We start from the raw sequence: 24,131 nt of genomic DNA on the forward strand, positions 1-24,131 counted from the left end.
TTAAGATTAATTAGTTTGATTTTTAAATGCGACATATGCAGATATAAATGCTCTCGCTTTTTCTCTGGTTTTCTCTGGTGTTTGGCCTATTCGATAAAGATCATTTCCCAACCCTGCACCATGGCAGCCAATACTTAGGTATTCATGCAAGTTATTCGGAGTGATGCCTCCTACCGCATAAATGGCAATATTTTTTGGGATCACTGACATCAGCGATTTCACATAATTAACCCCGAAAGGCGCTGTAGGAAAAATTTTTAAATTAACAGCACCGGCGTCAATCGCGGTAAAAGCTTCTGTTGCTGTTGCACAACCTGGAAATATTTCCATCTTATTTTCAAGAGCAGTCGTGATCACAGAAACATTAATGTTGGGTGTGACAATAATTTTAGCGTTCATTATTGCCAACTTTTCAACATTGCTTTTATTGAGTACAGTACCGGCACCGATTTTTAATTTATCGCCGTAGTTTTCAATCGCTAATGGAATACTTTTTTCCCACTCGGGAGAGTTAAGAGGAATTTCTATATAATTAAAACCTTCATCTGCAAGGATAGCGATATGTTCTAAAACTTCGTCAGGTTTTATTCCACGTAATATTGCAATAAGCGGTATTTCATTTTTAGAATTCATAACAATCACCTAATAAAAAACCATTAATAATATTTATTTGTATTGCGTTTCTTTTAATATTGAAATTGCACCCAATCCAGAAAAAGGCTGTTCCTTTTTATCGTCTAATAGGTGTATTTCCCCAGTGAAATAACTATCGTTTTTAATTAACTCTTGAAGTGCATCCGCCAAAATAGGTTTTCCACTAATAACAATTTTTATATCGCTAGTAATATTAAGAGCTTGGCTATGTTTTATTGCGAGTAAATCTGACGCCAAAATAGCTCCCAATAAAAAACTTGAGCGTTGGTCAAGTGTCGCTTCCGTGAAAAGGTCTAGTAGCCTCACCGAAAAACAACTTCTTGCAATCCCTACTTGCAGACTAAGCTCAGCACCTTTGCGTAAATATTCTTTATCTAAACATTGAACAAACTGGTGTTCTAAAGAGCTGGCTAAGATAGTCTGGTGCGTTAATGTATCGAAAATCTCCCCTGCCATCGTTGTTGCCAATGCAACCACATTATTATTTTCATCAAGACGTACAAACTTAGAATGCGAGCCGGGCAAAATGACTAAGGCAGGGCCAAGATCCGGTTGCTGTGTTAGAATGCCAAAAACTTCAACTTCTTCACCACGCATTACATCTATGCTTTCAATTGAATCAAACGTCATATTTGCCACGTTATTTTTAACGCCTGGTATAAAAATAATCGGCTTTTCACTGATTTCTTTGATAACACAAGGCATTGTGGCTTTAGCAAGTTGCTGCATTGAAACCGGGGTCACTTGGTGAGGTAAGTGACACAGCCCAATTTCGGATGTAATCATGCCTGATGCAACGAGCTGATAATTTTCTCTTTCTTCAGCATTCACTCCTGATAACAGCTTATCTAGCACTGTTTTTATCGATTGAATTAACAGCGTTTTATCGCCATTTTTTGCACAATCCCTAATACCAACTTCAACACTTTGTTCACGAACAACCGCGTTATTTTTCCATGCTCTAACTCGGGTATTCGTTGTCCCTGTATCAATGGTCACTATCAACATGTTTATCCCTTTAAAATAACGGAACGTCGTTCCTTTTTTAATAACATACATTAAAATATAGGAATGTCGTTCCGATTTAATAAGAATAACGACAGAGATCACAATCAAAAAATCAAATTCAATGAAGATCAATACATTACGTACTGCATGTTTTTTCAGAGAAAAAGATAACATCGAGGTAAAAATGGAACGACGTTTAAATAATGAGTACAATGAAAGAGCTTAGCGTGAGTGAGGAGCCTACGATGACGAAAGAAAGTCAAGCAAACTCGTCGAGTATCGACAGAGTACTGACCATACTTGAAGAGATTAGTAACCATTCTGACGGAATTTCTTTGGCCGAATTGGTCAAGAATACGGAGATTCCAAAAACTACGGCTTTTCGCGTATTAGAAACACTAAAAGAGCGCCAATATGTCAGCTTAGACCATCTTACAGAACGCTATAACCTTGACTTAAAAAGCCTTGAACTAGGCATTAAAGGCTTAATGAATGTTAATTTAGTCGAAGTTTCAATCCCTTATTTAAAAACGTTGTCGAGTTCAACGTTTGAAACTTGCTTTTTAGGGGTTTATAACAGTGGCCATGTGGTCTACCTCTATAAAAGTGAAGGAACGCTATCCATTCAAACCTCCGCAAAACTGGGTGCTCGACTACCCGCTTATTGTACTGGTATAGGAAAAGCTTTATTAGCCTTCCAACCGTTAGAAGAAATTGATGCAGTACTGGATAAACCGTTAACCAAATACACCGAAAAAACAGTTATCGACCGCATGAAACTGTATGAAGTTTTGGCTGATATCCGTATAAAAGGTTTTTCTTTAGATGATGAAGAAAATGAAGAAGGGCTTACCTGCGTAGCTAGGCCGATATTTAATTATACCGGTAATGTGATCGGCGCGATTAGTGTCGCTGGGCCGACTCACAGAATGGTTTCCAAAATAGACCGTGTTAATGAAGAACTTGCCCACGTTTGCTTACTGATTTCCCGCCGCCTTGGCTATATCGAGCCAACCAGCACTAAATAAAACAAAAAACCCCATCTCATATGAGATGGGGTGCCAAAATAGCAATATTTGTTGTTTACACAAGAACAAGTTGTACAAAAGCAATGTACTGGCCCACCTCCTTGTGGAACCCAACCTAATGGCGATTTCTCACCAATTGATACCGACGAGTCAGGTATTCGATAGGTGCACTCCAAATGTGCACTAAACGGCAGAATGGGAAGAGTAAAAATATCGTCATCCCCAACACAATATGCAGTTTAAAAACGATACCAACACCTTCTAGGTAATTGGATGCCCCCCAATGGAATGTCACAATAGACTGCGCCCATCCCACTAATTTCAGCATTTCGCTGCCATCCATATGTTGTGCTGAGAATGGAATGGTAAGTAACCCTAAGCAAACTTGTACCACCAGCAAGGTTAAAATCATGATGTCACCGAAGGATGAAGTTGCTCTCACTCTTGGATTCGTTAGGCGGCGTTTCAATAACATCGCGCCACCAATTAACATCATCACACCTGCTGCGCCCCCACCAATCATTGCCATTAGCTGCTTAATATGCATTGGCAAGAAAGATTCATACATCCAATGAGGCGTTAACATACCTAAAAAGTGCCCGACAAAAATCCCAATAATCCCCAAATGGAATAAGTTTGATGCCAAACGCATGTTCTTTTTATCCAACATTTGGCTAGAACCCGCTCGCCACGTGTATTGCCCATAATCGTAACGTAGCCAACTACCGACAATAAACACCGTCCCAGCGATATAAGGGTAAATATCGAAGAAAAATTGATTGATAAAATTCATTTTTGAACTCCTACATGGCTCCCCACACTGAGATCCAAATACTGCGGTACCACCGCATTGGCGAAGCGATGCTGATGTGCCGCCACTTCGCTACCACATGTTTTTTCATCGGCAAAAAATTTCACTTGCTCCTCTTCCCAAACCGCATCTAGCGCCTCTGGGGTGTCATCCCGTACTTCGGTTGCCACTTGTTTGCTTAATTGCTCCGCCGCAATATCGCTATGAGAAAGCTCAAGTAAAAAATCAAATAAAACGGAGAAACGGCTTTCTCGCTGTTTCAGCCTTTCTCCTAGCAACGCTAAAATTGGCGCAATATCCTGTAGCCCCTCGAGAGTTTCATTACTCGGTAATACCGTTAGATATTCCAAATAAATGGGCAAATGGTCGGGTAATTCACGGCAATCAATTTGCAAACCGTGTTGCTGATATTGAGCCATTAAATCAACCATCGCTTGTCCTCGGTCTCGGGACTCACCATGTACATGCTCAAATAGCAATAATGATGTTGCGCGCCCTCTATCAAACAGCTCACAATATTGCGCCTGCATATCAAGTAAGTCTTCGTTGAGATACTCGCGCACAAACACCATCAATTGAACAGCCCGTGTGACTGGCAGCTCATCAGCCTGTTCTAGTGCTTCAATGAGCTCATCGCGATGTAACCAAAGCGCTTCCGAAGGGTATTCCAATAACCGAGAAATCACTTTTAGTGTCATCATAGTGCTTTCTCCTGATTATTTTTTGGTGTGATATCAATGGCATCAATGCGCCTGCTATTAAATAAATTCGCTTTGCTATCGCTGCCATGGCAACCATCACCAAAACTAAAGCCACAAGCTTTGGCTTCAGGGAATGCTTCGCGTGCCAATTCTCGATGACTGGATGGAATGACAAAACGGTCTTCATAGTTAGCAATGGCTAAATAACGGTACATTTCTTGTGCCTGAGCTTGTGTTAAGCCAACTTGCTCTAACGCGCTGGTATCACATTGGTTTTCCACGGTTTCTGCCCGTTTAAAATGGCGCATTGCTAACATACGTTTTAACGCCAATAACACCGGTTCCGTATCTCCCGCCGTTAATAAATTAGCAAGGTATTGCACTGGAATGCGTAAGCTTTCTACATCTGGCAATACACCGTTATTGGCTAAGAGCCCTGAATCCGCTACTGACTGGATCGGTGACAAAGGTGGCACATACCACACCATTGGTAACGTGCGATATTCAGGGTGCAGTGGCAGAGCTAAGCGCCATTCCATCGCCATTTTGTACACTGGGGATTTCTGTGCCGCATCGATCACGCTTAATGGGATCCCTTGTTTTTGCGCTTCTTCAATCACTTTTGGATCATGAGGATCAAGGAAAACATCAAGTTGGCTCTGGTAAAGGTCAGTTTCCTTTTCTACACTGGCCGCCGACTCAATTTTGTCCGCGTCATACAGCAATACACCTAAATAACGGATACGACCAACACAGGTTTCAGAGCAGACCGTTGGCATGCCTGACTCAATACGTGGATAACAGAAAATACATTTTTCTGATTTACCACTTTTCCAATTGAAATAGATTTTTTTATACGGGCAACCGGTTAAGCACATACGCCAGCCGCGGCATTTGTCTTGGTCAATCAACACAATACCGTCTTCTGAGCGCTTATAAATTGCCCCACTTGGGCAAGTCGCGACACACGCTGGGTTTAAACAATGTTCACAAAGGCGTGGTAAATACATCATGAATGTATTCTCAAACTGCCCATACATCTCTTTTTGAATATGTTCAAAGTTTTTATCTTGGGCTCGTTTGGCGAATTCACCGCCTAAATCATCTTCCCAGTTTGGTCCCATTTTGACATTACTCATTCGCTCGCCAGTAATTAATGAACGAGGACGTGCTGTCGGTACGTGCTTGCCTTCTTTGGCATTTTTTAAATGGCCGTAGTCATAATTAAACGGCTCATAATAATCATCCAAGGCAGGTACATCTGGGTTAGCGAAGATTTTCGATAAAACACCCACTTTGTTTCCCATCCGTGGAACCAATTTACCCTTAATGGTGCGGATCCAGCCGCCTTTCCATTTCTCTTGGTCTTCCCAATTTTGGGGATAACCAATACCCGGTTTGGTTTCGACGTTATTAAACCATGCGTATTCTACCCCTTCGCGGCTAGTCCACACGTTTTTACAGGTCACTGAGCAAGTATGACAACCAATACATTTATCAAGGTTTAGCACCATGCCGACTTGAGAACGAATTTTCATTATGCTTTCTCCTTTCCGCTCAAGGTTTGCTGGTAGGCATCACCTTCACCATCCAGCCAGTCAACCTGTTTCATTTTGCGAACAACCACAAATTCATCACGATTAGAACCTACTGTTCCGTAGTAATTGAAGCTATAGGCAAGGTGCGCATAGCCACCGATCATATGGGTCGGTTTCGGGCAAACACGCGTGACCGAGTTATGAATTCCGCCACGTTGAGCCGTAATTTCAGAGCCGGGTAAGTTGATCAGCCGTTCTTGGGCGTGGTACATCATGATCATGCCATCAGGAATACGTTGGCTAACGATCGCTTTGGCGGTTAATGCCCCATTACTGTTAAAAGCTTCAACCCAATCGTTATCTTCAACACCCAGTTCGCGGGCATCTTCTTCGCTAAGCCAAACAACTGGGCCACCGCGGCCTAACGTCAACATTAATAAGTTGTCGCTGTAAGTAGAGTGGATCCCCCATTTTTGGTGCGGTGTTAAAAAGTTCAGTGCTTTTTCAGGGAATCCATTCGATTTTTTCCCCATAAGAGGCTGAGCCGCTCGTGTGTCAATCGGTGGGCGATACACCACAAGGCTTTCCCCAAAGGCACGCATCCATTCGTGATCTTGATACAATTGCTGACGACCACTGAGCGTCCGCCATGGGATCATTTCATGCACGTTGGTATAGCAAGCGTTGTAGGAAACATGTTCATCTTCTAAACCTGACCACGTCGGGCTGGAAATGATCTTACGTGGTTGTGCCACAATATCGCGGAAACGGATTTTTTCATCTTCTTTGTAGCGCGCTAAATGCGTGTGGTCGCGCCCTGTAACCTTACTTAATGCATCCCATGCTTTTACTGCTACTTGCCCATTGGTTTCAGGCGCGAGTGTTAAAATGACCTCCGCTGCATCAATGGCAGTGTCAATTTTAGGGCGGCCTGCATTGATCCCTTCTTGCTGGGTTTTATTCAGTTTTTTCAGGAAATCAACTTCATCTTGCGTATTCCAACTGATGCCTTTCCCACCGTTCCCTAATTTGTCCATTAATGGGCCAAGGGAGGTAAAACGCGCGTAAGTATTGGGGTAGTCACGTTCGACACAAATAATGTGCGGTGCAGTTTTTCCTGGAATAAGCTCACATTGCCCTTTTTTCCAATCTCTCACATCAAAAGGTTGTGCCATCTCGGCTGCACTATCATGTTGAATCGGCAACGTCACTACATCCGTTTCTTTGCCTAAGTGCCCAATGCTGACTTCAGAAAATGCTTTGGCAATCCCCTTATAAATTTCCCAGTCACTTTTGGATTCCCAAGCTGGGTCGACTGCTGCTGACAATGGGTGAATAAATGGATGCATATCCGAGGTATTCATATCGTCTTTTTCATACCAAGTAGCGGTCGGTAAAATAACGTCTGAGAACAGGCAGGTGCTCGACATTCTGAAATCGAGAGTCACCACTAAGTCAACCTTCCCTTCTGCTGCTTTATCTTGCCATTCCACTTCTTCCGGTTTGACGCCGCCTTGTTGGCCTAAGTCTTTGCCTTGAATACCATTTTCAGTACCCAATAAATATTTCAATAAATATTCATGGCCTTTCCCTGCGGACCCCAATAAATTTGAACGCCAAATAAACAGGTTACGAGGGAAGTTTTGTGGGTCATCAGGCTGTTCTGCTGCAAAGCGAATATTCCCTTCTTTCAATTGCTTAACGGTATAGTCTGTGGGTGACATACCTTCATTTTGTGCATTCTTCGCAATATTTAATGGATTTACATTTAATTGTGGTGCTGACGGCAGCCACCCCATGCGTTCTGCACGTACATTCATATCAACCAAACTGCCGCTAAAGGCATGTTTATCGGCTAGAGGCGACAGCAACTCTTCTGTTCCCACCGTTTCATAGCGCCATTGGCTTGAATGGTTATAAAAGAATGATGTGCTATTCATGTGCCGTGGTGGGCGCTGCCAATCAAGGCCAAAAGCAAGTGGCGTCCAGCCTGTTTGTGGGCGTAATTTTTCCTGCCCAACATAGTGAGACCAGCCACCACCGCTTTGCCCCACGCATCCACAGAAAATCAACATATTGATAATCGCACGGTAAGTCATATCCATGTGATACCAGTGGTTAATCCCTGCCCCGACAATCACCATCGCACGTCCGTGAGTTTTCTCTGCGGTATCCGCAAATTCACGGGCGATGCGAATGATATTTTGGCGGCTCACCCCAGTGACTTTTTCAGCCCATGCAGGGGAATACGCTTTCATATCATCATAATCAACCGCACAGTTTTCATCACCGAAACCACGGTCAATGCCGTAGTTAGCAAGCATCAAGTCATACACGCTAGTAACCAGTGACTCGCTGCCATCGGCAAGCTGAATACGTTTCGCGGGTAATTTATGCAGTAAGATATCTTTCAGTTCAACGCTTTGAAAATGTTCACTTTCTAAACCACCAAAGTATGGGAAGCCAACCTCAACAAATTCATCGTGCGTATCCGCAAGGCTGAGTTGCATTTTGACCTGGTGCGCATCTTGCCCTGCACGCGGTTCTAAGTTCCATTTTTGGCTATTATCCCAACGGAACCCCATTGAACCTTGTGGAGCACATAATTCGCCCGTCTCTTCATCAATCGCGATGGTTTTCCATTCGGCATTTTTCTCTTCGCCTAAAGAATCAACAAGATCCGAAGCACGCAGCATACGCCCAGCAACATAGGCACCATTTTCATGCTTATCGAGCATCACCAACATAGGCATATCGGTGTAAGTACGCACATATTCACGGAAGTATTCCGCTTCACGTTTTACATGGAATTCATTGAGGATCACATGCCCCATCGCCATTGCCATGGCGCTATCTGTTCCTTGTTTCGGGTTCAACCAATGGTCACAGAATTTAGTGATTTCTGCGTAATCTGGCGTGACAGCAACAGTTTTCGTTCCTTTGTAGCGGACTTCTGCAAAGAAGTGAGCATCTGGCGTACGGGTTTGCGGGACGTTCGAGCCCCAAGCAATAATGTAGGATGAGTTATACCAGTCCGCTGATTCTGGTACGTCCGTTTGCTCGCCCCACGTCATTGGGGATGCAGGCGGTAAGTCGCAATACCAATCGTAGAAGCTCAGACAAGCTCCACCGATAAGGGATAAATAACGGGCGCCTGAGGCATAGGAAACCATTGACATAGCGGGAATTGGAGAAAAGCCAACAATGCGGTCAGGACCAAATTCTTTAATCGTCGCGACGTTTGCCGCTGCAATCAGTTCATTCACTTCTTGCCAACTTGAACGAACAAAACCCCCACGACCACGAGCTTGTTTATAGCTTTGTGCCTTTTGTGGGTCATTGATAATAGATAGCCACGCTGCAACAGGGTCTTGCTGCTCTGCTTTTGCTTCACGCCACAATTTAAGTAAGCGCTTGCGCATCATTGGGTATTTAACACGGTTTGCGCTGTATAAATACCATGAATAGCTCGCCCCACGAGGGCATCCTCTTGGTTCATGATCAGGTAGGTCTGGACGAGTACGTGGGTAATCCGTCTGTTGGGTCTCCCAAGTGACTAATCCATTTTTGACATAAATTTTCCAGCTACAAGAGCCAGTACAATTAACACCATGGGTGGAACGCACGACTTTGTCATGCTGCCAACGGCTACGATAACCATCTTCCCAATCACGGTTTACATTTAATTCTTGCCCGTGATCACCTGAAAAGGTCTCGCCTAACTGCTTAAAATACCGAAATCTGTCTAAAAACTTGCTCATCGGATTGCCTCCAAAGAGACGGCGACCGGCGCCGTACATTGCTAAAATTGATTTTTATGACTTGTTATTATTTGTGTTTACGGCCATATACCAGCCATGTGATAAACACACAGGAAAGATAAAATACAAAAAACACTTTCATCGCATCTGCCGGTGAACCCGTCAGTGTTAGTGATGTACCGAACGCTTTTGGAATAAAGAAGCCACCTATTGCCCCAATTGCAGAGATAAACCCTAGAGCCGCAGCACTTTCTGTTACCGCCTCTTTTTGGGCTTCTTGCTCTGAAGCACCTCTTAAGATGGCTTTGTCCATAGTTAATTTACGGAAAACGACAGCAATCATTTGGAAGGTTGAGCCACTGCCTAGCCCTGCCGTTAAAAACAGCACCATAAATACGCCATAAAACGCCCCGAAAGAGCCTCCTTGACCGTTTTCTGGTAACGTAAAAAATAGCAAGCCGGAGAAAACAGCCATGACCACAAAGTTCAGTAATGTGACTTTCACACCGCCAAAACGGTCAGACAACATGCCGCCGACTGGACGAGCTAGTGCTCCGAGGAAAGGACCAAAAAAGGCAAACTTCAAAATAATGACATCTGGAAACTGTGTTTTCGATAACATAGCGAAACCGGCAGAAAAACCGATAAACGAGCCGAATGTCGCCAGATATAACAGGCTTAATACCCATAGATGACCCCGTTTCAAAACAGGTAATTGCGCTTTAAGAGATGCCTTATTCGCCGCTAAATCATTCATGCCAAACCAAGCCATCACAGTAAAAAGCAGCAGAAATGGCACCCAAATCCAAGCGGCATTTTCTAACCACAACGTTGAGCCATCCGGCTGAGTCGCTCCAGTTCCACCCACAAAAGTAAATACGCCGACGCCTACAATGAAAGGAGCCACCAATTGCATGACACTGACGCCTAAATTGCCTAACCCACCATTTAGACCAAGTGCCCCGCCTTGGCGAGCTTTAGGAAAAAAGAAGCTGATGTTGGCCATACTGGATGCAAAGTTAGCGCCAGCAAAACCACAAAGTAGGGAAATAATGACAAAGACTTGATAAGGCGTGGCTGGGTTTTGAATCGCATAACCTAGCCAAATACATGGGATCACTAAAAATAGTGTACTAATCGCCGTCCAGCGACGCCCACCAAAAATAGGAATAACGAATGAATAAGGGACTCTTAATAAAGCGCCTGAAACGGAAGGTAATGCGGTTAATAAAAATAATTGGTCTGTCGAAAAATTAAAACCCACTTTATTTAAGTTAACCGCAACTGCACTAAATAACATCCATACGCAAAATGCGAGCAATAAACATGGAATAGAAATCCATAAATTACGATTTGCAATACGCTGCCCCGTTTGCTGCCAAAACTGAGTATCTTCAGGACGCCAATCCTGTATAACTCCGTTATTTGACGGTGCAACTACGTTATTAACATTATCTCGTTGAGACATAAATCACCCCGATAAATACAATTTCTGCTCGCAGTGTGTGGCGAATAGACCACCGTGAAGCTGATCTAAATCAAGAGAGACTTAAATGAAATATGCGGGATTTTTTTCGTTAACCACCAGAGGAGTATTAGGAGTACACACCAATAACAAATTGAATTAAAACAAAAAAATTCATTACTCAGTAATTTTATATATTGGGATTTAAAGCGAATATCTCAATGGGATATTAAGGAGTAATACCGAAGTGGCATATTCAATTTTATATAATAGATAAACAATATCTACGTTATCAAAAATAATAAACATGTACCGTAGAAAGGATTATTTATGTCTATTGCTTATCACCGATTTTCAATCATTAACCAAGTTATTGGTTTAATGTTATTGATTGCCGTACTCGGTATTATTGGCATGACAATCTCAAATAGTATGATCATTAGTGTGCAAGGAAATGCACATGCAATTAATAAATCAGGCTCATTGCGGATGCAAAGCTATCATTTACTTTCATTAGTACCACTCAACCAATATTCTGACGTATATGTAAGTGAACTTGAAAAAAATTTATTAAGCGATGAACTGACACAAGTCGTCGAAATAGAAGATTTAAAACCGCAATTTTCTGAGATTTATCAATATTGGGTTACAGAATTAAAACCTGCACTTAACCATGCAGTTTCGCCTAATGATGCACGGCTTGCGGTCGTTACTTTTGTTAATAAGCTTGATGCATTAGTTCGCAATATTGATGAAAAAACAGAACGAAAGATAACCTATGTAGCAATCACTCAAATGGTATTTATTAGCCTCGTTTCGTTGCTGCTTATTTTTGCTATCTGCCATTTTAGAAAGAAAATTTATACACCTTGGCTTAAGTTACTTCATATGGTGAATGCGATTAGTCACCAAGATTTTAGTCAGCGCTTTCCTGTAGGCAAAAAACAAGATGAGCTAAATTCACTGGGCCAAACGTTAAATCAAATGTCGGATGAGCTTGCACAAAGTTACCATCAATTAGAATCTCGAGTTATCGAAAAAACGACTGACCTGCAAAATAAAAATAAAGTATTACTCTATTTATACCAATCTAATCGCACATTACATGCCATTGGGCCACTATCAGTCAGGTTAGAAAAAGTATTATCTGAGCTTAAAAACTTAATACCGCTACAGAATATCAGCTTGAGACTATACGAAGAAAATAATGATGCCTGCTTTCATGAAATTTATTGTCCAGAAAACAAGGAGGACTCACTCAAGTCACCCAAGGTAGCTGAACACATTAAAGTAATATCATGGGAGATTTCCGATAATTTACAGCGTTATGGCATGATTTTGGCTGAAATAGATATAAATCAGCCATTATCTGAAGAGCAAAATAATTTAGTGCTGATGTTAGTTAAACAAATTGCGGGAATGCTAGCAATGGAGCACCAATTAGAACAACAACAGCAGTTACTGATTATGGATGAACGCTCGGCGATTGCGAGAGAATTACATGATTCCATAGCGCAATCATTATCTTGTCTCAAAATGCAAATTAGTTATCTGCAAATGCAACCTAAAACATTGCCAACTAAGCACCAAGAACTATTAAACGAAATGCGTAATGAAATAAATTCCGCTTATAGCCAATTACGTGAACTTTTAACAACCTTCAGGCTAAAATTAACTGAACCCGGCTTATTTCCTGCTTTAGAAAGCACAATCCAAGAATTCAGACAGCGCCTTGGTTTTCAAATTGGATTAAATTACCAAATTCCAGCAAAAAGCCTCTCTCCACATCAATCTATCCATATTATCCAGATAATCCGAGAAGCTTTAAGCAATATTCTCAAACATGCTAATGCAAACTGGTCACAAGTCTCATTAATTGAAAATAACGGATTAATCACTATGACGATAGAAGATAATGGGGAAGGGATTCAGCCTCAGCCAACAAAAAATAACCATTACGGATTGATTATTATGAGAGAGAGAGCTCTGAGCCTAAATGGGAAATATCAAATTTCGCCAAGAGTTCAAGGAGGCACTACTGTAAATGTCGTATTTCCACTGACTGTGGCTTAATTGAATTGGAGTAACTCATTAATGAAAAATGAAAATAAACTAACTGGGCAATCCACCATTTTACTGATTGATGACCACCCAATGCTACGTAACGGTGTTAAACAATTAATTAGTTTAGAACCCACATTAAAGGTAATTGGTGAAGCAGACGATGGAATAACGGGTATTAAAATTGCTGAAGAGCAAGACCCCGATTTAATTCTATTAGATCTCAATATGCCGGGTATGAATGGCTTTGAAGTACTCGACAATTTACGTAGCCGCGAACTTTCAGGCCGTATTATCTTATTTACAGTATCCAATTACGGTGAAGACTTAATTAATGCATTAAAACGAGGTGCTGATGGCTATTTACTGAAAGACATGGAACCCGAAAAATTAATTATTGCATTAAAAGAAGCAGCAAGTGGAAAAATGGTCGTTAGCCCAACGCTCACCTCCATTTTAGCTGAATCCTTAAGAGATAACCGAGCCTCTACAGAGCATAATTTATCGGCATTAACCCCAAGAGAAACCCATATCCTAGATTTAATCTCTCAAGGGCTATCAAATAAGATGATTGCTAATAAATTACAAATCACAGAGAGCACCGTCAAAGTTCATGTCAAACACCTACTAAAGAAACTCAATTTAAAATCGCGTGTTGAAGCGGCTATTTGGGTTTTACAACAAAAGTAATGACACAGCACCTTAACTTAATGCATCAAGCCATGGCTGTTGTTTTGGGTAACGTCGACGATAGCCATGCATAGCAACAGACAATTGAATCAGATCCGTAAACCTTGTCGGGTCCAAGCTGGTTTGCTTTTTAATTTGCTGTAACCGATAACTTAATGTATTTCTGTGAATGCCTAATTGCTGTGCGGTACTGCCTATTTCTCCATTTTGCGATAGGAATAACTCAAGGGTTTCAATCAAAATATCCCCCGAATCATGCAACAATATTTTATGGCAAATATCCAAAAAGAAATTAAATAGATAGCTATTTTCCAATTCATTAAAGAGGCACAACGATGCCATTTCTTTAAATAGAAAAACTTGTTTATCGGGCACCGTTAGCCGGCCAACTTCAATGACTGAACGTGCAAAATGAACGGCATCCCTCACATGTTCCTGCGTATCTGCTTGAACACCAACACCAATATAATATTGGCTAAGCTGGCTATCTAGAATGAAATGAAGATTAGGAATAAATGATTCATGTTGATAATACGCTGATGGAAATAGCATCAAAATTTCGCGGCTATTAAGTAATAACACATCACTTTTTTCCATGGCTGATAATTCAGTAATGATCGTATCGAGTATTTCAGGACGATACTGAATAGCTTCAATATTAATAATCACAGGAATAGTCGGTAAAGTGAATGCAAAACCAGAGTTATGCAGTTTGAGTAACGCACTGCGCCCCTGTGCTTGCGTTGTACTTTCTATAAACTGGACAAATAACATATCACGCAAACGGTGCTGCCAATTAATACTACGCCGCTCAATTTCTTGTTGAATTAGCAGCTCAGCCGTCAGTATGGCAAGCTCGGCATAACGCTGGATCACAACAGGGTCACCACTCACCCCAATGACTAATTCCACTTTATCTGCCACAACAATCGGATGGTTTATCCCCGGAGCTACATTCGAATAAGCTCGCGCTTCATTTTCATTGTAAATAGTGATCCGTTTGCCGCAGCGAATCACTTCCACTGCGGCTTCATGAATTTCACCAATACGCTTTTTTTCCCCTGAGGCGATAATCACGCCCTGACTATTAATCACATTGACGTTGTGATGGATAATCCCCATTGCACGTGTGACAATATCATTGGCTAATTTTTCAGTCAGTAGCATCTTACCGCCTCACTTTAGGGTTTTATTTGCTTATTCGGATTCGCGAGTACGGTTCGCAGCAAATTTTCTGCTGTATCTGCCAAGTAACGCTCACCATTTGTCATGGCTTGCTCAAGGGAAATCGGCCCAGGGCACAATGACCACATTGCGCTAATGCCATGTTGATATAGGATACGGCTATCTTCACTATATCCTCCACAAAGCGCAATAACAGGCACACCATACTGGCTGGCCATACGAGCCACTCCGACAGGAGCCTTACCGTTCGCACTTTGGCTATCAAGCCGCCCTTCTCCTACAATGACTAAATCCGCTTGTTGAATATAGGATTTTGCACCAAGGAGCCCCAAAACGAGATCGATTCCTTTTTCGAGCTTTGCCGAAACAAACCAACGAAGCCCAGCACCTAATCCACCCGCTGCACCACTGCCGGCCTCCAGCGAAACATCTTTTCCCGTTATGGCTGACATTAATTTCGCATAGTGGGTCATCCCCATTTCAAGCTGGTCGAGTGTGGCTTTGTCCGCTCCCTTTTGGGGACCATAAATATAAGTCGCACCGTTATTGCCTAATAAAGGATTTTCAACATCGCAAGAGACATTAAATTCAACCTTAGCGGCTCGCGAGTCAAATTTATCAAAATCAATCTTTGCAATATTAATGAGGTCTTTACCGCAAATTGGCGCCTCAATAAGCTGAGAATTTTTATCATAAAACAAAGCACCTAGTGCTTGAGCAAACCCTGCACCACCATCATTAGTTGCACTTCCTCCTATCCCTATAACAATACGAGAGCAACCCATATCTAATGCATGCTTGACCATTTCACCCAAGCCATAAGTTGAGGCATTTTCAACGCGACGGTGCTCGCGTTGAACTAATTCCAGCCCACAGCATTGTGCCATTTCAATAAAAGCAGTTTTTCCCTCCAGCACTAATAATCCTGCATCAACCTTACTACCATAAGGTCCAGTACAGCTAAAAATGTAAGGTGTTACACCAGAAAGCGCAGGGCTATGTTCCAGTGACTCCAACAAACCTTCTCCGCCATCAGATATGGGTAATAACGTCATATCTAATTCAGAGGATACACGCTTGAAACCCTCAGCAACGGCTTGGCATGCTAACCTTGCAGAACAACTTCCCTTAAAGGAATCAAGTGCGATAACAATTTTCATGCAGACTTTCCTATTGTAAATGGCGATGTTGAATTATTTGCTTTCCACTGAAGCCGATACTTGTAATGGTTCGGGTTCGCTCATACCGTTAGTATTCACTCGTGAAGCAATAATCGTTCCGATAACTAACAAACCGACACCAAACCATAATCCAGAAGTCGCTGTTCCGGTATAATCCTCAAAAAATCCAAGAATAAACGGGCCGAGGAAACCACCAAATAATCCTAGACAGTTCAATAATGCTAAACTTCCTGCCAGCATGCTGCCACTCATATAAGTGGGTGGAAGAGAGAAAATAATCGATTGAACCACAAAAAACATAAATGCAGTCAAGCAAAAGCCTATTAAGCCGACAACTGGGCCTCCCAGCGCACCTATCACTAATCCAACCGCCATCACGGCATAACCTGAAATTAAAATGCGCGATGACCGACGCGGTGTATTCGCTTTTCTCGCTACAAAAATGCCACCAATTGCAGCTGAAATCCAAGGGATCGCTGTTAATAAGCCAATTTGAATCGGTGTCAGTTTGCCATACTCACCGATAATAGTAGGCAAAAAATAACTTAAACCATAGACGGAGAACTGGTGAGTAAAATAGATAGCAACAATCATCATAAAGGCTTTATTTTTGAATGCCGACTTGAGTGAGAACTTACTATTACTCACACTAATGCTGTTTTTATCTTGGTCGTGTTTAAATTTAATATAATTCCGATCATCCTCATCTAACCATTTCGCATCTTCCGGTTTATTCGGCAACACAAACCACACAACAAATGCGAGGATCACCGCAGGCAAACCTTCAATAATAAACATCCATTGCCAGCCATGGAAACCTAATAAGCCATCCATACTCAGCAATAAGCCACTTAGCGGTGCTCCAATAATATTCGCAAGACAGACCCCAAGTAAAAATAACCCTGTTGCTTTAGCTCGTTCCTCTTGGCTAAACCAATATGTCATATATAAAATAACCCCGGGATATAAACCTGCTTCAGCGGCTCCCAGTAATAACCGTAAGATATAAAAAGAAGTCGGCCCTGTCACAAACGCCATCGCCGCAGATAATAACCCCCACGTGATCATGATCCGCGTGATCCAAAAACGCGCGCCTACTTTTTCCATGATCAAATTACTTGGGATCTCAAGAATTGAGTAGGTTAGGAAAAAAAGCCCTGCTCCGATACCAAATGCGGTTGCAGATAATCCTAAATCAATCGACATCGCATTTTTTGCCATGCCAATATTCGTTCGGTCAATAAAGCTAATAATGTACGCTAAAATCAACAACGGCATCAGGTTACGGTATATCTTTGCGTTGGTTTTTTTCCCCTGAGCCGCAAAATCTAACTTTGCATTTGTAGAAAACATAGATAAGATCCTCATGTTGTAGTGAAACAGGTACGGCTCTTGGTTATCAGTGCCCCATACCTGTAGCTTTTACTTCAGCAACAGCCCGACGCCCCACGTCGGGCTTTCTGCTTGCAGTTTTTCTTATTCTCTTTCGAACAACATTGAAATCCCTTGGCCACCACCAATACACATCGTGACTAACCCGGTGGCAACCTGACGGCGTTCCATTTCATACATTAACTTCACGGGCAAAATAGCCCCACTGGCGCCCACTGGGTGACCCAGAGCAATCGCGCCACCATTCACATTCACCTTAGTGCTATCAAGAGATAAATCATTCATAACTGCGATAGCTTGTGCCGCAAATGCTTCATTTAGCTCAATTAAGTCAATGTCTTTTACATTCATCTTGAGCTTTTCCATTAGTCGGCGCGTCGCTGGCGCAGGCCCAAAGCCCATAATGGCCGCTTCACAACCCGCAACTGCCCAATCGACCACTTTCATGCGTGGGGTCAGACCACGTTTTTCCGCTTCTTCACGTCGCATCATGACTAACGCCGCTGCGCCATCATTAATCCCTGACGAGTTTGCCGCCGTGATCACGCCGTCGGCTTTAAATGCAGGGCGCAACTTAGCTAATTTTTCACGTGGTGTATCACGTGGATGTTCATCGGTATCAAAAATACGTGTGCCTTTACGGCCTTCTGGTATTTCTACTGGTAATATTTGGTCAGCAAAATAACCTGCTTGAATCGCTTTTAACGCTTTTTGCTGGCTGTCCCATGCAAAATCGTCCATCTCTTCGCGGGTAATATTGAACTGTTCTGCAACGTTTTCTGCAGTCATTCCGTTGTGATAAGGGCCTTCAGGCCAAGTTAGGATGGACGTTAATCCATCCTCGAGCACATCATTCCCCATGCGGTAGCCATAACGCGCTTTGCGTAAGTAGTACGGCAGCATCGTCATATTTTCTGTACCGCATGCCACCACAACATCGGATTGACAGGTCTGCAGTAACATCATGCCATCGGCTAAAGCTTGTAACCCGGAACCACATTGGCGGTTAACCGAATATGCTGTAGTTTCTTTTGGTAGCCCTGCTCGTAGCTGGCAAATGCGAGCGATAAAACCACTTTCTGCGATTTGCCCAACATTACCCACAATGACTTCATCGACATCTTCGGGAGCAATTCCAGCTCTTTTCACAGCTTCACGGATAACCACGGCCCCAAGGTCGTGTTGATGCGTATTTGCAAAGCTTCCCCCCATCGTGCCAATTGCTGTTCTCACACCACTGACAATGACAATATCATTCGCTTGTTTCATTATTTCCCCCTATAACACCATTCCGCCGCCAACATTGATCACTTCCCCATTGATATAACGCGCTTTATCAGAGGCTAAGAATGCAACACATTGGCCGACATCACGTGGATCGCCAGCAAAACCCGCAGGGATCTTGCTGATCATGATGTCCCAAACTTTTTCAGGTACACCACGTGTCATATCCGTATCAATAAATCCTGGGCAAATCGCATTTACTGTGACACCTTTACGAGCTAGTTCACGGCAAGCCGTTTTAGTCAGACCAATAACCCCGGCTTTGGACGCGGCATAATTGGCTTGCCCAACATTCCCAAGCCAACTCGCCGAGGAAATATTGACAATTCGGCCACTTCCTTGCTCACGCATTAATTTTGCCGCTTCTTGCATGCTGTTAAATGTCCCTTTCAGATTGATATCAATCACTTTGTCCCAATCATCTTCCGTTAATTTATGCAGCATGCCATCTCGGTTAATCCCCGCATTATTCACCAGTACATCAATCGCCCCAAAATGTGCTAATGCTTTAGAAAATAAGGCATTCACCTCTTCACGTTTAGCAATGTCGCAAGGAATGAAAATGGCTTGATGGCCTTGTTCTTGTAGCTGTTTTGCACTTTCTTCACCTGATGACATGGCTAAATCAGAAATAACAACTTTTGCCCCTTCTTCTGCAAGTACCTGAGCAATCGCAAAACCAATACCTCTTGCAGAACCCGTCACAATGGCAACTTTATCTTTTACTAACATGGATAAATTCCTCTTTAATATTGAAACTACAAATACGAAACCAGACCAAAAGGCGCCTCTTCAAATAATGAAGAGGCCATCACTTTCAGGTCTGGAGAAATTTCAGGTACGAAGTCCATATGGGCAAGAATGTCACGCTCTAGGTCGATACCGGGGGCAATTTCAACCAATACAGGGGTTTTCCCCCCTAAAGTGAACACCGCACGCTCCGTGACAAAATGCATGGTTTGGTTGATATTTCGCGCGACATCCGCATTCCATGAAATTTGCCGTACTTGGTTAACTAACTTTCTAATATCCCCTTCCCGCACAATAACTAATTGCCCATTTTCACAACGAATATCTAACCCTTTTGCCGTAAACGTTGAGCAAAACACTACGTGCCGAGCATTTTGGGTAATATCAATAAACCCACCTGCACCAGGGCAAATATTGCCTAACAACGTCGCATTAACATGGCCACTGGCATCCATTTCCCCTGCGCCCATATAGGTGATATCAACGCCTGCACCGTTGTAGTACAACATTTGGTCTTGGTGACTAATCATCGCTGACAGGTTGCGGCCTATGCCGAAATCAATACCGCCAGCTTGGACGCCCCCCCAAATCCCTGACTCCACGGTAATATCAACACGCTTGGTTGCATTTTCTTCCTGAATAATTGAACCAATAACATCGTTTGGAATTCCCGTTCCTAAATTAATCACACAGTTTTCATATAGATAACGGCATGCAATTCGCCCAATCAATTTGCGAATATCTAAAGATAATGGCGTAGTTTGTTGGATAGGCGTGCGAATATCGCCGCATAGCGTTGGGTCAAAAAACCAGCTTGAGGATTGGCGATGGTCTTCTTCAGGGTTATCACACACGACAATGTGGTCAATAAAGCTAGCGGGAACCGTGACACGTTTAGGATGCAAAGTTCCTTCTTCGACACAATACTTCACTTGTGCAATCACTTTGGCACCAAAGCGTTTAGCAGCCAGTACCGCATGTAAAACCTCTAACGCCATGGCTTCTTCATCGGTGGTCAGGTTACCTTTACTATCCGCATGGGTTCCTCTGATCACCACCACATCTAAAGGAATTTCTGGATACCATAACCATTCTTCCCCTTTGAAATTCACTTTTTCAACTAAAGGAGGAAGCGCCAACGTTTTAACGTTCATCCTCCCCCCTTCGAGATCAGGGTCGATAAATGTCCCTAGCCCCACTTTGGATAAGCGCCCTGGTAAACCTGCGGCCATTGCGCCATATAAATGCACCATTTGCCCTTGCGGAAGACAATACGCTTCGACTTGATTGTCATTAATCATCTGCATCCATCTAGGTGCTAACCCCCAATGGGAACCAATAATCCGTTTCACCATTCCTTCATGGGCAAAGTGTTGATTCCCGCGAATACGGTTACATTGCCCAGCCGCATGAACGAGAGTTAATTGATTTGGTACGCCCTCGGATAAAAAACGTTGTTCAATTGCCGATAAAATAGATTCAGCAGCACTGGTTAATGTCATTCCCACAGTACAAATCGTATCACCATTATTAATTAATTTAGCGGCATCTTGTTTAGAAATAAATTTATTATTCATGATAAAACCTACCTGAAGGCTAATATTTCATAGCCCCTTTTTGATTAATTAAAAACTAATTTAGATTTTAGTTATTTAAAGAGTAATAGCGTAATTTCAAATCTTTCTTACTTATTTTCCCATTCCAAGTTCTAGGGAAATTACGTGTAAACATAATTCTTACTGGAACTTTATACGTTGGCACTCTATTTTTTAACCATTCAATAATTTCTTTACTGGTTAAACATACTTGGTTCTCAGGAATAATAAATGCAATGGGTTCTTCGCCATATATTGTACTTTCAATTGGAATGACCGCGACCTCATTAACGCCTGGGTAATTAGAAATCAAATCTTCGACTTCAATAGAATATATTTTTTCCCCACCACGGTTAATCATGTCTTTAATTCGATCTTGAATATAAAGGAAACCATCATCATCCCTATAACCAATATCGCCAGTAAAAAACCAACCATCATTAAACGACGTGGTGTTCGCAGGGCTATCTGGCCAATAACGTTGGATAACAACATCTCCCTTAACCCAGATATTACCGGTACTGTTAGCGGGCTTATCTTCACCTTTATCATCTCGTATGGCCACCTGTAATCCAGGAACCGGTGTACCTGAGCTCGCCTTTTTATCACTGTATCGAATATCTTCACGAAATACGGTGGCTGGGGATGATGTCTCTGTCAAACCATAAATAGAATGAATGGATGTTTTAGCGAATAGATAAGAAAGCTCTTTAATCGTGCCTTCATTCAAATGACCTGCACCACAAGCAATCATTTTTAATGAGTTAAATCTTTCTAGATTAATCCCTTTATTTTCTTTTATTTTTTGAATTAATAATATAAATACGGTTGGTGAACCGTGTAAGAATGTGATTTTTTCTTTTGCAATTGTTGAAATAATATCTTTTGCATTAAATCTCTTTTGAAGATAAACAGTTCCACCAATATGAATAAATAACGCTAAAATAGCAGAAAGCCCAGTAATATGATAAATCGGTACCGCTAAAATTGTTTTATCATGTTCAGATAACTTTAATGTTTCCTGGTAGGCATATACTGCAGACAATATATTCTTGTGCGTGATCACTGCACCTTTTGGTGCACCTGTTGTACCTGAGGTAAATATCACAACCGCGGGGTCTTCCTCATTAACTTGGTTGATAAAGTTAATTTCTTCAGTAAGTATTAGATTACGCCACTGAGAAAGACTCATCCCTTTTGTACTGAACTGAGCTAACCATGGTTGATATGTGTCATCCCAAAAAATAGCATCCGCATTAATACAAGATAAATGCTCTTTGCCTTCAAACTCTTTCATTTTAGTACTTAAAGGAATTACCTGAATACCCAACCCTACAGCGGCATAAAATAATTGGCAAAATTCAATTGTATTACCCCAGCCGAGTACTATCCGATCACCTTTTTTCAACTGTGCGGCGGTAGTTAGCCATAACATTGTTTGGTTTACTTTCTCAAGTAATTGGTGATAACTCCAACTTTGCTCTTCAAATACAATCGCAACAGCGTCTGGCTGCACTTTTGCTCTTTGTGATAAGCTTTGATAGATGTTTGAATTTGGCGCAAGCATGGACACACTCCGATACACCTGAATATGACTGATATGCTATCAATGTATAAAATACACTCCAGCAAATTAGTGCCAATCTTCACAAATTATTCACACCCTTTTTTTATTTGAATTAGTGATCTGCACAACGCGTTTGTTAACAATTTTTTCACTTAAGTCTTATTTCAAGCGCTGATTTTTTATTATGCACGAGCATATTTACCTTTTGTTATTACCTAACCATTCAAAACATGTGTTAATTTCGATGAATAACTCAACTATCATTGTGCGTATAAACAATAACTCCCAGACTAAAAAGTCGCTCAGCGCGAATACTTAACTCATCTGTTTATCTTCTATATGTTCTTGCACTCTGTGCTATTTAGCCTTCCTACCAAACCAAATACGATAAAAACAGTGGCGAATTCATTAGAGCTTGCTACAGTGAAAGACCTTCACAATGAAAAGATTGATGAGAAAACAATCACCACCTTTGCAAACGGTTAAGGAGATAACTCATGGCAAACACCCCCTATATTCCGCCAAAAGTCTGGCAGTGGGAGCAAGGTAACGGCGGAAAATTCGCCAATATTAATCGTCCCATTTCCGGTGCAACTCACGAAAAATCTTTACCTATAGGTAAGCACCCACTACAGCTATATTCCTTAGGAACGCCGAACGGGCAAAAAGTCACTATCATGTTAGAGGAGTTATTAGCCCTTGGCATTAAAGAGGCAGAATATGACGCTTGGCTAATTAACATTGGTGAAGGCGACCAATTTAGTTCTGGTTTTGTTGAAATTAACCCTAACTCAAAAATTCCCGCTTTAGTCGACAGAAGCGGCAAGGAGCCTATCCGAGTATTTGAGTCAGGCTCGATTCTGACCTATTTAGCCGAAAAATTTTCTGCTTTTTTACCCACAACTCAGCCGGAACGAGCTGAAACCTTATCCTGGTTATTTTGGCAAATGGGCTCAGCACCTTTTGCTGGCGGCGGTTTTGGGCATTTTTATGCCTACGCACCTGAAAAATTTGAATACCCAATTAACCGCTTTGCCATGGAAACTAAACGTCAATTAGATGTGTTAGACAAGCGTTTAGCAGAACATAAATATGTTGCAGGGGAAAACTACAGCATCGCTGATATCGCCATCTGGCCATGGTACGGTGCATTAGTGAAAGGTTGGCTTTATGATGCCGCAGAATTTTTATCTGTCCATGAATATAAAAATGTTATTCGTTGGGCTGATGAAATCTATGCACGCCCAGCAGTACAGCGAGGCCGCCGGGTTAATCGCCTACAAGGCGACCCTACACAGCAAGTACGCGAACGCCACGATGCGAGCGATATAAGTTAATTGATAAGTTTTTATATGTATCATTAGTGCAAAGAGTACAAGTAAGTTAGTAAATGCTTACTTTGTACTCTTTACCTATATCCCCTACACCTGAAAATCCATAAAATATTTTCATTGTTAATA

Annotated in this window: 18 protein-coding genes; 4 read left to right on the plus strand and 14 right to left on the minus strand. The window is 42.0% G+C overall.

Going from position 1 to position 24,131, the window contains the following annotated elements:
• Window positions 1–6: 6 nt before the first annotated feature.
• Together PSE60_RS02295 and PSE60_RS02300 are read right to left on the minus strand one after the other, a co-directional pair.
• The gene (locus tag PSE60_RS02295) at window positions 7–633 is read right to left on the minus strand and encodes a 2-dehydro-3-deoxy-6-phosphogalactonate aldolase (RefSeq protein WP_210837588.1); all 627 of its coding nucleotides are present in this window, start codon (window positions 631–633) and stop codon (window positions 7–9) included.
• Window positions 634–666: 33 nt separating this feature from the next.
• Window positions 667–1,662, minus strand: a complete 996-nt coding sequence (locus tag PSE60_RS02300) for a 2-dehydro-3-deoxygalactonokinase (RefSeq protein WP_272664456.1) — start codon at window positions 1,660–1,662, stop codon at window positions 667–669.
• 245 nt (window positions 1,663–1,907) lie between these two features.
• On the opposite strand from PSE60_RS02300, the gene PSE60_RS02305 reads away from it, so the two are divergent.
• The gene (locus tag PSE60_RS02305) at window positions 1,908–2,690 is read left to right on the plus strand and encodes an IclR family transcriptional regulator (RefSeq protein ID WP_004907793.1); all 783 of its coding nucleotides are present in this window, start codon (window positions 1,908–1,910) and stop codon (window positions 2,688–2,690) included.
• A gap of 115 nt (window positions 2,691–2,805) precedes the next feature.
• Here PSE60_RS02305 and narI read toward each other — a convergent pair whose 3' ends face one another.
• The 5 genes from narI to PSE60_RS02330 form a co-directional block, all read right to left on the minus strand.
• Entirely contained in the window at window positions 2,806–3,483 is a 678-nt protein-coding gene (narI, locus tag PSE60_RS02310) for a respiratory nitrate reductase subunit gamma (protein ID WP_004907792.1), read from the minus strand.
• Complete coding sequence (narJ, locus tag PSE60_RS02315) at window positions 3,480–4,202, minus strand: nitrate reductase molybdenum cofactor assembly chaperone (protein ID WP_272664457.1); 723 nt, start codon at window positions 4,200–4,202, stop codon at window positions 3,480–3,482. Before narJ ends, narI begins: the two co-directional genes overlap by 4 nt.
• Entirely contained in the window at window positions 4,199–5,740 is a 1,542-nt protein-coding gene (gene narH / locus PSE60_RS02320) for a nitrate reductase subunit beta (protein WP_109912751.1), read from the minus strand. Before narH ends, narJ begins: the two co-directional genes overlap by 4 nt.
• Window positions 5,740–9,501 carry a nitrate reductase subunit alpha gene (locus PSE60_RS02325; protein ID WP_272664458.1) on the minus strand — a complete coding sequence of 1,254 codons (3,762 nt, stop codon included), beginning with the start codon at window positions 9,499–9,501 and terminating at the stop codon, window positions 5,740–5,742. The genes narH and PSE60_RS02325 overlap by 1 nt, the downstream gene beginning before the upstream one ends.
• Before the next feature lie 67 nt (window positions 9,502–9,568).
• Window positions 9,569–10,969, minus strand: coding sequence for a NarK family nitrate/nitrite MFS transporter (locus tag PSE60_RS02330; protein WP_272664459.1), 1,401 nt, complete (start codon window positions 10,967–10,969; stop codon window positions 9,569–9,571).
• Between the two features lie 327 nt (window positions 10,970–11,296).
• On the opposite strand from PSE60_RS02330, the gene narX reads away from it, so the two are divergent.
• Both narX and narL read left to right on the plus strand, forming a co-directional pair.
• Window positions 11,297–13,039, plus strand: coding sequence for a nitrate/nitrite two-component system sensor histidine kinase NarX (narX, locus tag PSE60_RS02335; protein WP_272664460.1), 1,743 nt, complete (start codon window positions 11,297–11,299; stop codon window positions 13,037–13,039).
• A 21-nt stretch (window positions 13,040–13,060) separates the two neighbouring features.
• On the plus strand, window positions 13,061–13,717 hold the full coding sequence (gene narL / locus PSE60_RS02340; RefSeq protein ID WP_272664461.1) for a two-component system response regulator NarL: 657 nt from the start codon (window positions 13,061–13,063) through the stop codon (window positions 13,715–13,717).
• Window positions 13,718–13,729: 12 nt separating this feature from the next.
• Here narL and PSE60_RS02345 read toward each other — a convergent pair whose 3' ends face one another.
• The 7 genes from PSE60_RS02345 to PSE60_RS02375 all read right to left on the minus strand — a co-directional run bounded on the left by PSE60_RS02345 (window position 13,730) and on the right by PSE60_RS02375 (window position 22,671).
• A complete protein-coding gene (locus tag PSE60_RS02345) occupies window positions 13,730–14,884 on the minus strand; it encodes a CdaR family transcriptional regulator (RefSeq protein WP_272664462.1) in 1,155 nt (384 codons plus the stop codon).
• Window positions 14,885–14,898: 14 nt separating this feature from the next.
• A complete protein-coding gene (locus PSE60_RS02350) occupies window positions 14,899–16,062 on the minus strand; it encodes a glycerate kinase (protein WP_272664463.1) in 1,164 nt (387 codons plus the stop codon).
• A gap of 33 nt (window positions 16,063–16,095) precedes the next feature.
• The gene (locus tag PSE60_RS02355; RefSeq protein ID WP_272664464.1) at window positions 16,096–17,436 is read right to left on the minus strand and encodes an MFS transporter; all 1,341 of its coding nucleotides are present in this window, start codon (window positions 17,434–17,436) and stop codon (window positions 16,096–16,098) included.
• A 123-nt stretch (window positions 17,437–17,559) separates the two neighbouring features.
• Window positions 17,560–18,744 carry a thiolase family protein gene (locus PSE60_RS02360; RefSeq protein ID WP_272664465.1) on the minus strand — a complete coding sequence of 395 codons (1,185 nt, stop codon included), beginning with the start codon at window positions 18,742–18,744 and terminating at the stop codon, window positions 17,560–17,562.
• Between the two features lie 9 nt (window positions 18,745–18,753).
• The gene (gene fabG, locus PSE60_RS02365; RefSeq protein WP_272664466.1) at window positions 18,754–19,491 is read right to left on the minus strand and encodes a 3-oxoacyl-ACP reductase FabG; all 738 of its coding nucleotides are present in this window, start codon (window positions 19,489–19,491) and stop codon (window positions 18,754–18,756) included.
• Between the two features lie 26 nt (window positions 19,492–19,517).
• Complete coding sequence (locus PSE60_RS02370; RefSeq protein WP_272664467.1) at window positions 19,518–21,086, minus strand: acyl CoA:acetate/3-ketoacid CoA transferase; 1,569 nt, start codon at window positions 21,084–21,086, stop codon at window positions 19,518–19,520.
• A 67-nt stretch (window positions 21,087–21,153) separates the two neighbouring features.
• Window positions 21,154–22,671 (minus strand): class I adenylate-forming enzyme family protein, encoded by a 1,518-nt coding sequence (locus PSE60_RS02375; protein WP_272664468.1) that lies wholly within the window; start codon window positions 22,669–22,671, stop codon window positions 21,154–21,156.
• A 497-nt stretch (window positions 22,672–23,168) separates the two neighbouring features.
• On the opposite strand from PSE60_RS02375, the gene yghU reads away from it, so the two are divergent.
• Entirely contained in the window at window positions 23,169–24,008 is an 840-nt protein-coding gene (gene yghU, locus PSE60_RS02380) for a glutathione-dependent disulfide-bond oxidoreductase (RefSeq protein ID WP_272664469.1), read from the plus strand.
• Window positions 24,009–24,131: the final 123 nt, after the last annotated feature.

The sequence above is a fragment of the Providencia sp. PROV174 genome (assembly GCF_028480685.1).
GTDB classification, from domain to species: Bacteria; Pseudomonadota; Gammaproteobacteria; order Enterobacterales; family Enterobacteriaceae; genus Providencia; species Providencia rettgeri.

Bases quoted from the DNA above. Each gene is read 5' to 3' on its own strand.
- PSE60_RS02295 (WP_210837588.1), bottom strand. From the start codon at position 633: ATGAATTCTAAAAATGAAATACCGCTTATTGCAATATTACGTGGAATA.
- PSE60_RS02300 (WP_272664456.1), bottom strand. From the start codon at position 1,662: ATGTTGATAGTGACCATTGATACAGGGACAACGAATACCCGAGTTAGA.
- PSE60_RS02305 (WP_004907793.1), top strand. From the start codon at position 1,908: ATGACGAAAGAAAGTCAAGCAAACTCGTCGAGTATCGACAGAGTACTG.
- narI (WP_004907792.1), bottom strand. From the start codon at position 3,483: ATGAATTTTATCAATCAATTTTTCTTCGATATTTACCCTTATATCGCT.
- narJ (WP_272664457.1), bottom strand. From the start codon at position 4,202: ATGATGACACTAAAAGTGATTTCTCGGTTATTGGAATACCCTTCGGAA.
- narH (WP_109912751.1), bottom strand. From the start codon at position 5,740: ATGAAAATTCGTTCTCAAGTCGGCATGGTGCTAAACCTTGATAAATGT.
- PSE60_RS02325 (WP_272664458.1), bottom strand. From the start codon at position 9,501: ATGAGCAAGTTTTTAGACAGATTTCGGTATTTTAAGCAGTTAGGCGAG.
- PSE60_RS02330 (WP_272664459.1), bottom strand. From the start codon at position 10,969: ATGTCTCAACGAGATAATGTTAATAACGTAGTTGCACCGTCAAATAAC.
- narX (WP_272664460.1), top strand. From the start codon at position 11,297: ATGTCTATTGCTTATCACCGATTTTCAATCATTAACCAAGTTATTGGT.
- narL (WP_272664461.1), top strand. From the start codon at position 13,061: ATGAAAAATGAAAATAAACTAACTGGGCAATCCACCATTTTACTGATT.
- PSE60_RS02345 (WP_272664462.1), bottom strand. From the start codon at position 14,884: ATGCTACTGACTGAAAAATTAGCCAATGATATTGTCACACGTGCAATG.
- PSE60_RS02350 (WP_272664463.1), bottom strand. From the start codon at position 16,062: ATGAAAATTGTTATCGCACTTGATTCCTTTAAGGGAAGTTGTTCTGCA.
- PSE60_RS02355 (WP_272664464.1), bottom strand. From the start codon at position 17,436: ATGTTTTCTACAAATGCAAAGTTAGATTTTGCGGCTCAGGGGAAAAAA.
- PSE60_RS02360 (WP_272664465.1), bottom strand. From the start codon at position 18,744: ATGAAACAAGCGAATGATATTGTCATTGTCAGTGGTGTGAGAACAGCA.
- fabG (WP_272664466.1), bottom strand. From the start codon at position 19,491: ATGTTAGTAAAAGATAAAGTTGCCATTGTGACGGGTTCTGCAAGAGGT.
- PSE60_RS02370 (WP_272664467.1), bottom strand. From the start codon at position 21,086: ATGAATAATAAATTTATTTCTAAACAAGATGCCGCTAAATTAATTAAT.
- PSE60_RS02375 (WP_272664468.1), bottom strand. From the start codon at position 22,671: ATGCTTGCGCCAAATTCAAACATCTATCAAAGCTTATCACAAAGAGCA.
- yghU (WP_272664469.1), top strand. From the start codon at position 23,169: ATGGCAAACACCCCCTATATTCCGCCAAAAGTCTGGCAGTGGGAGCAA.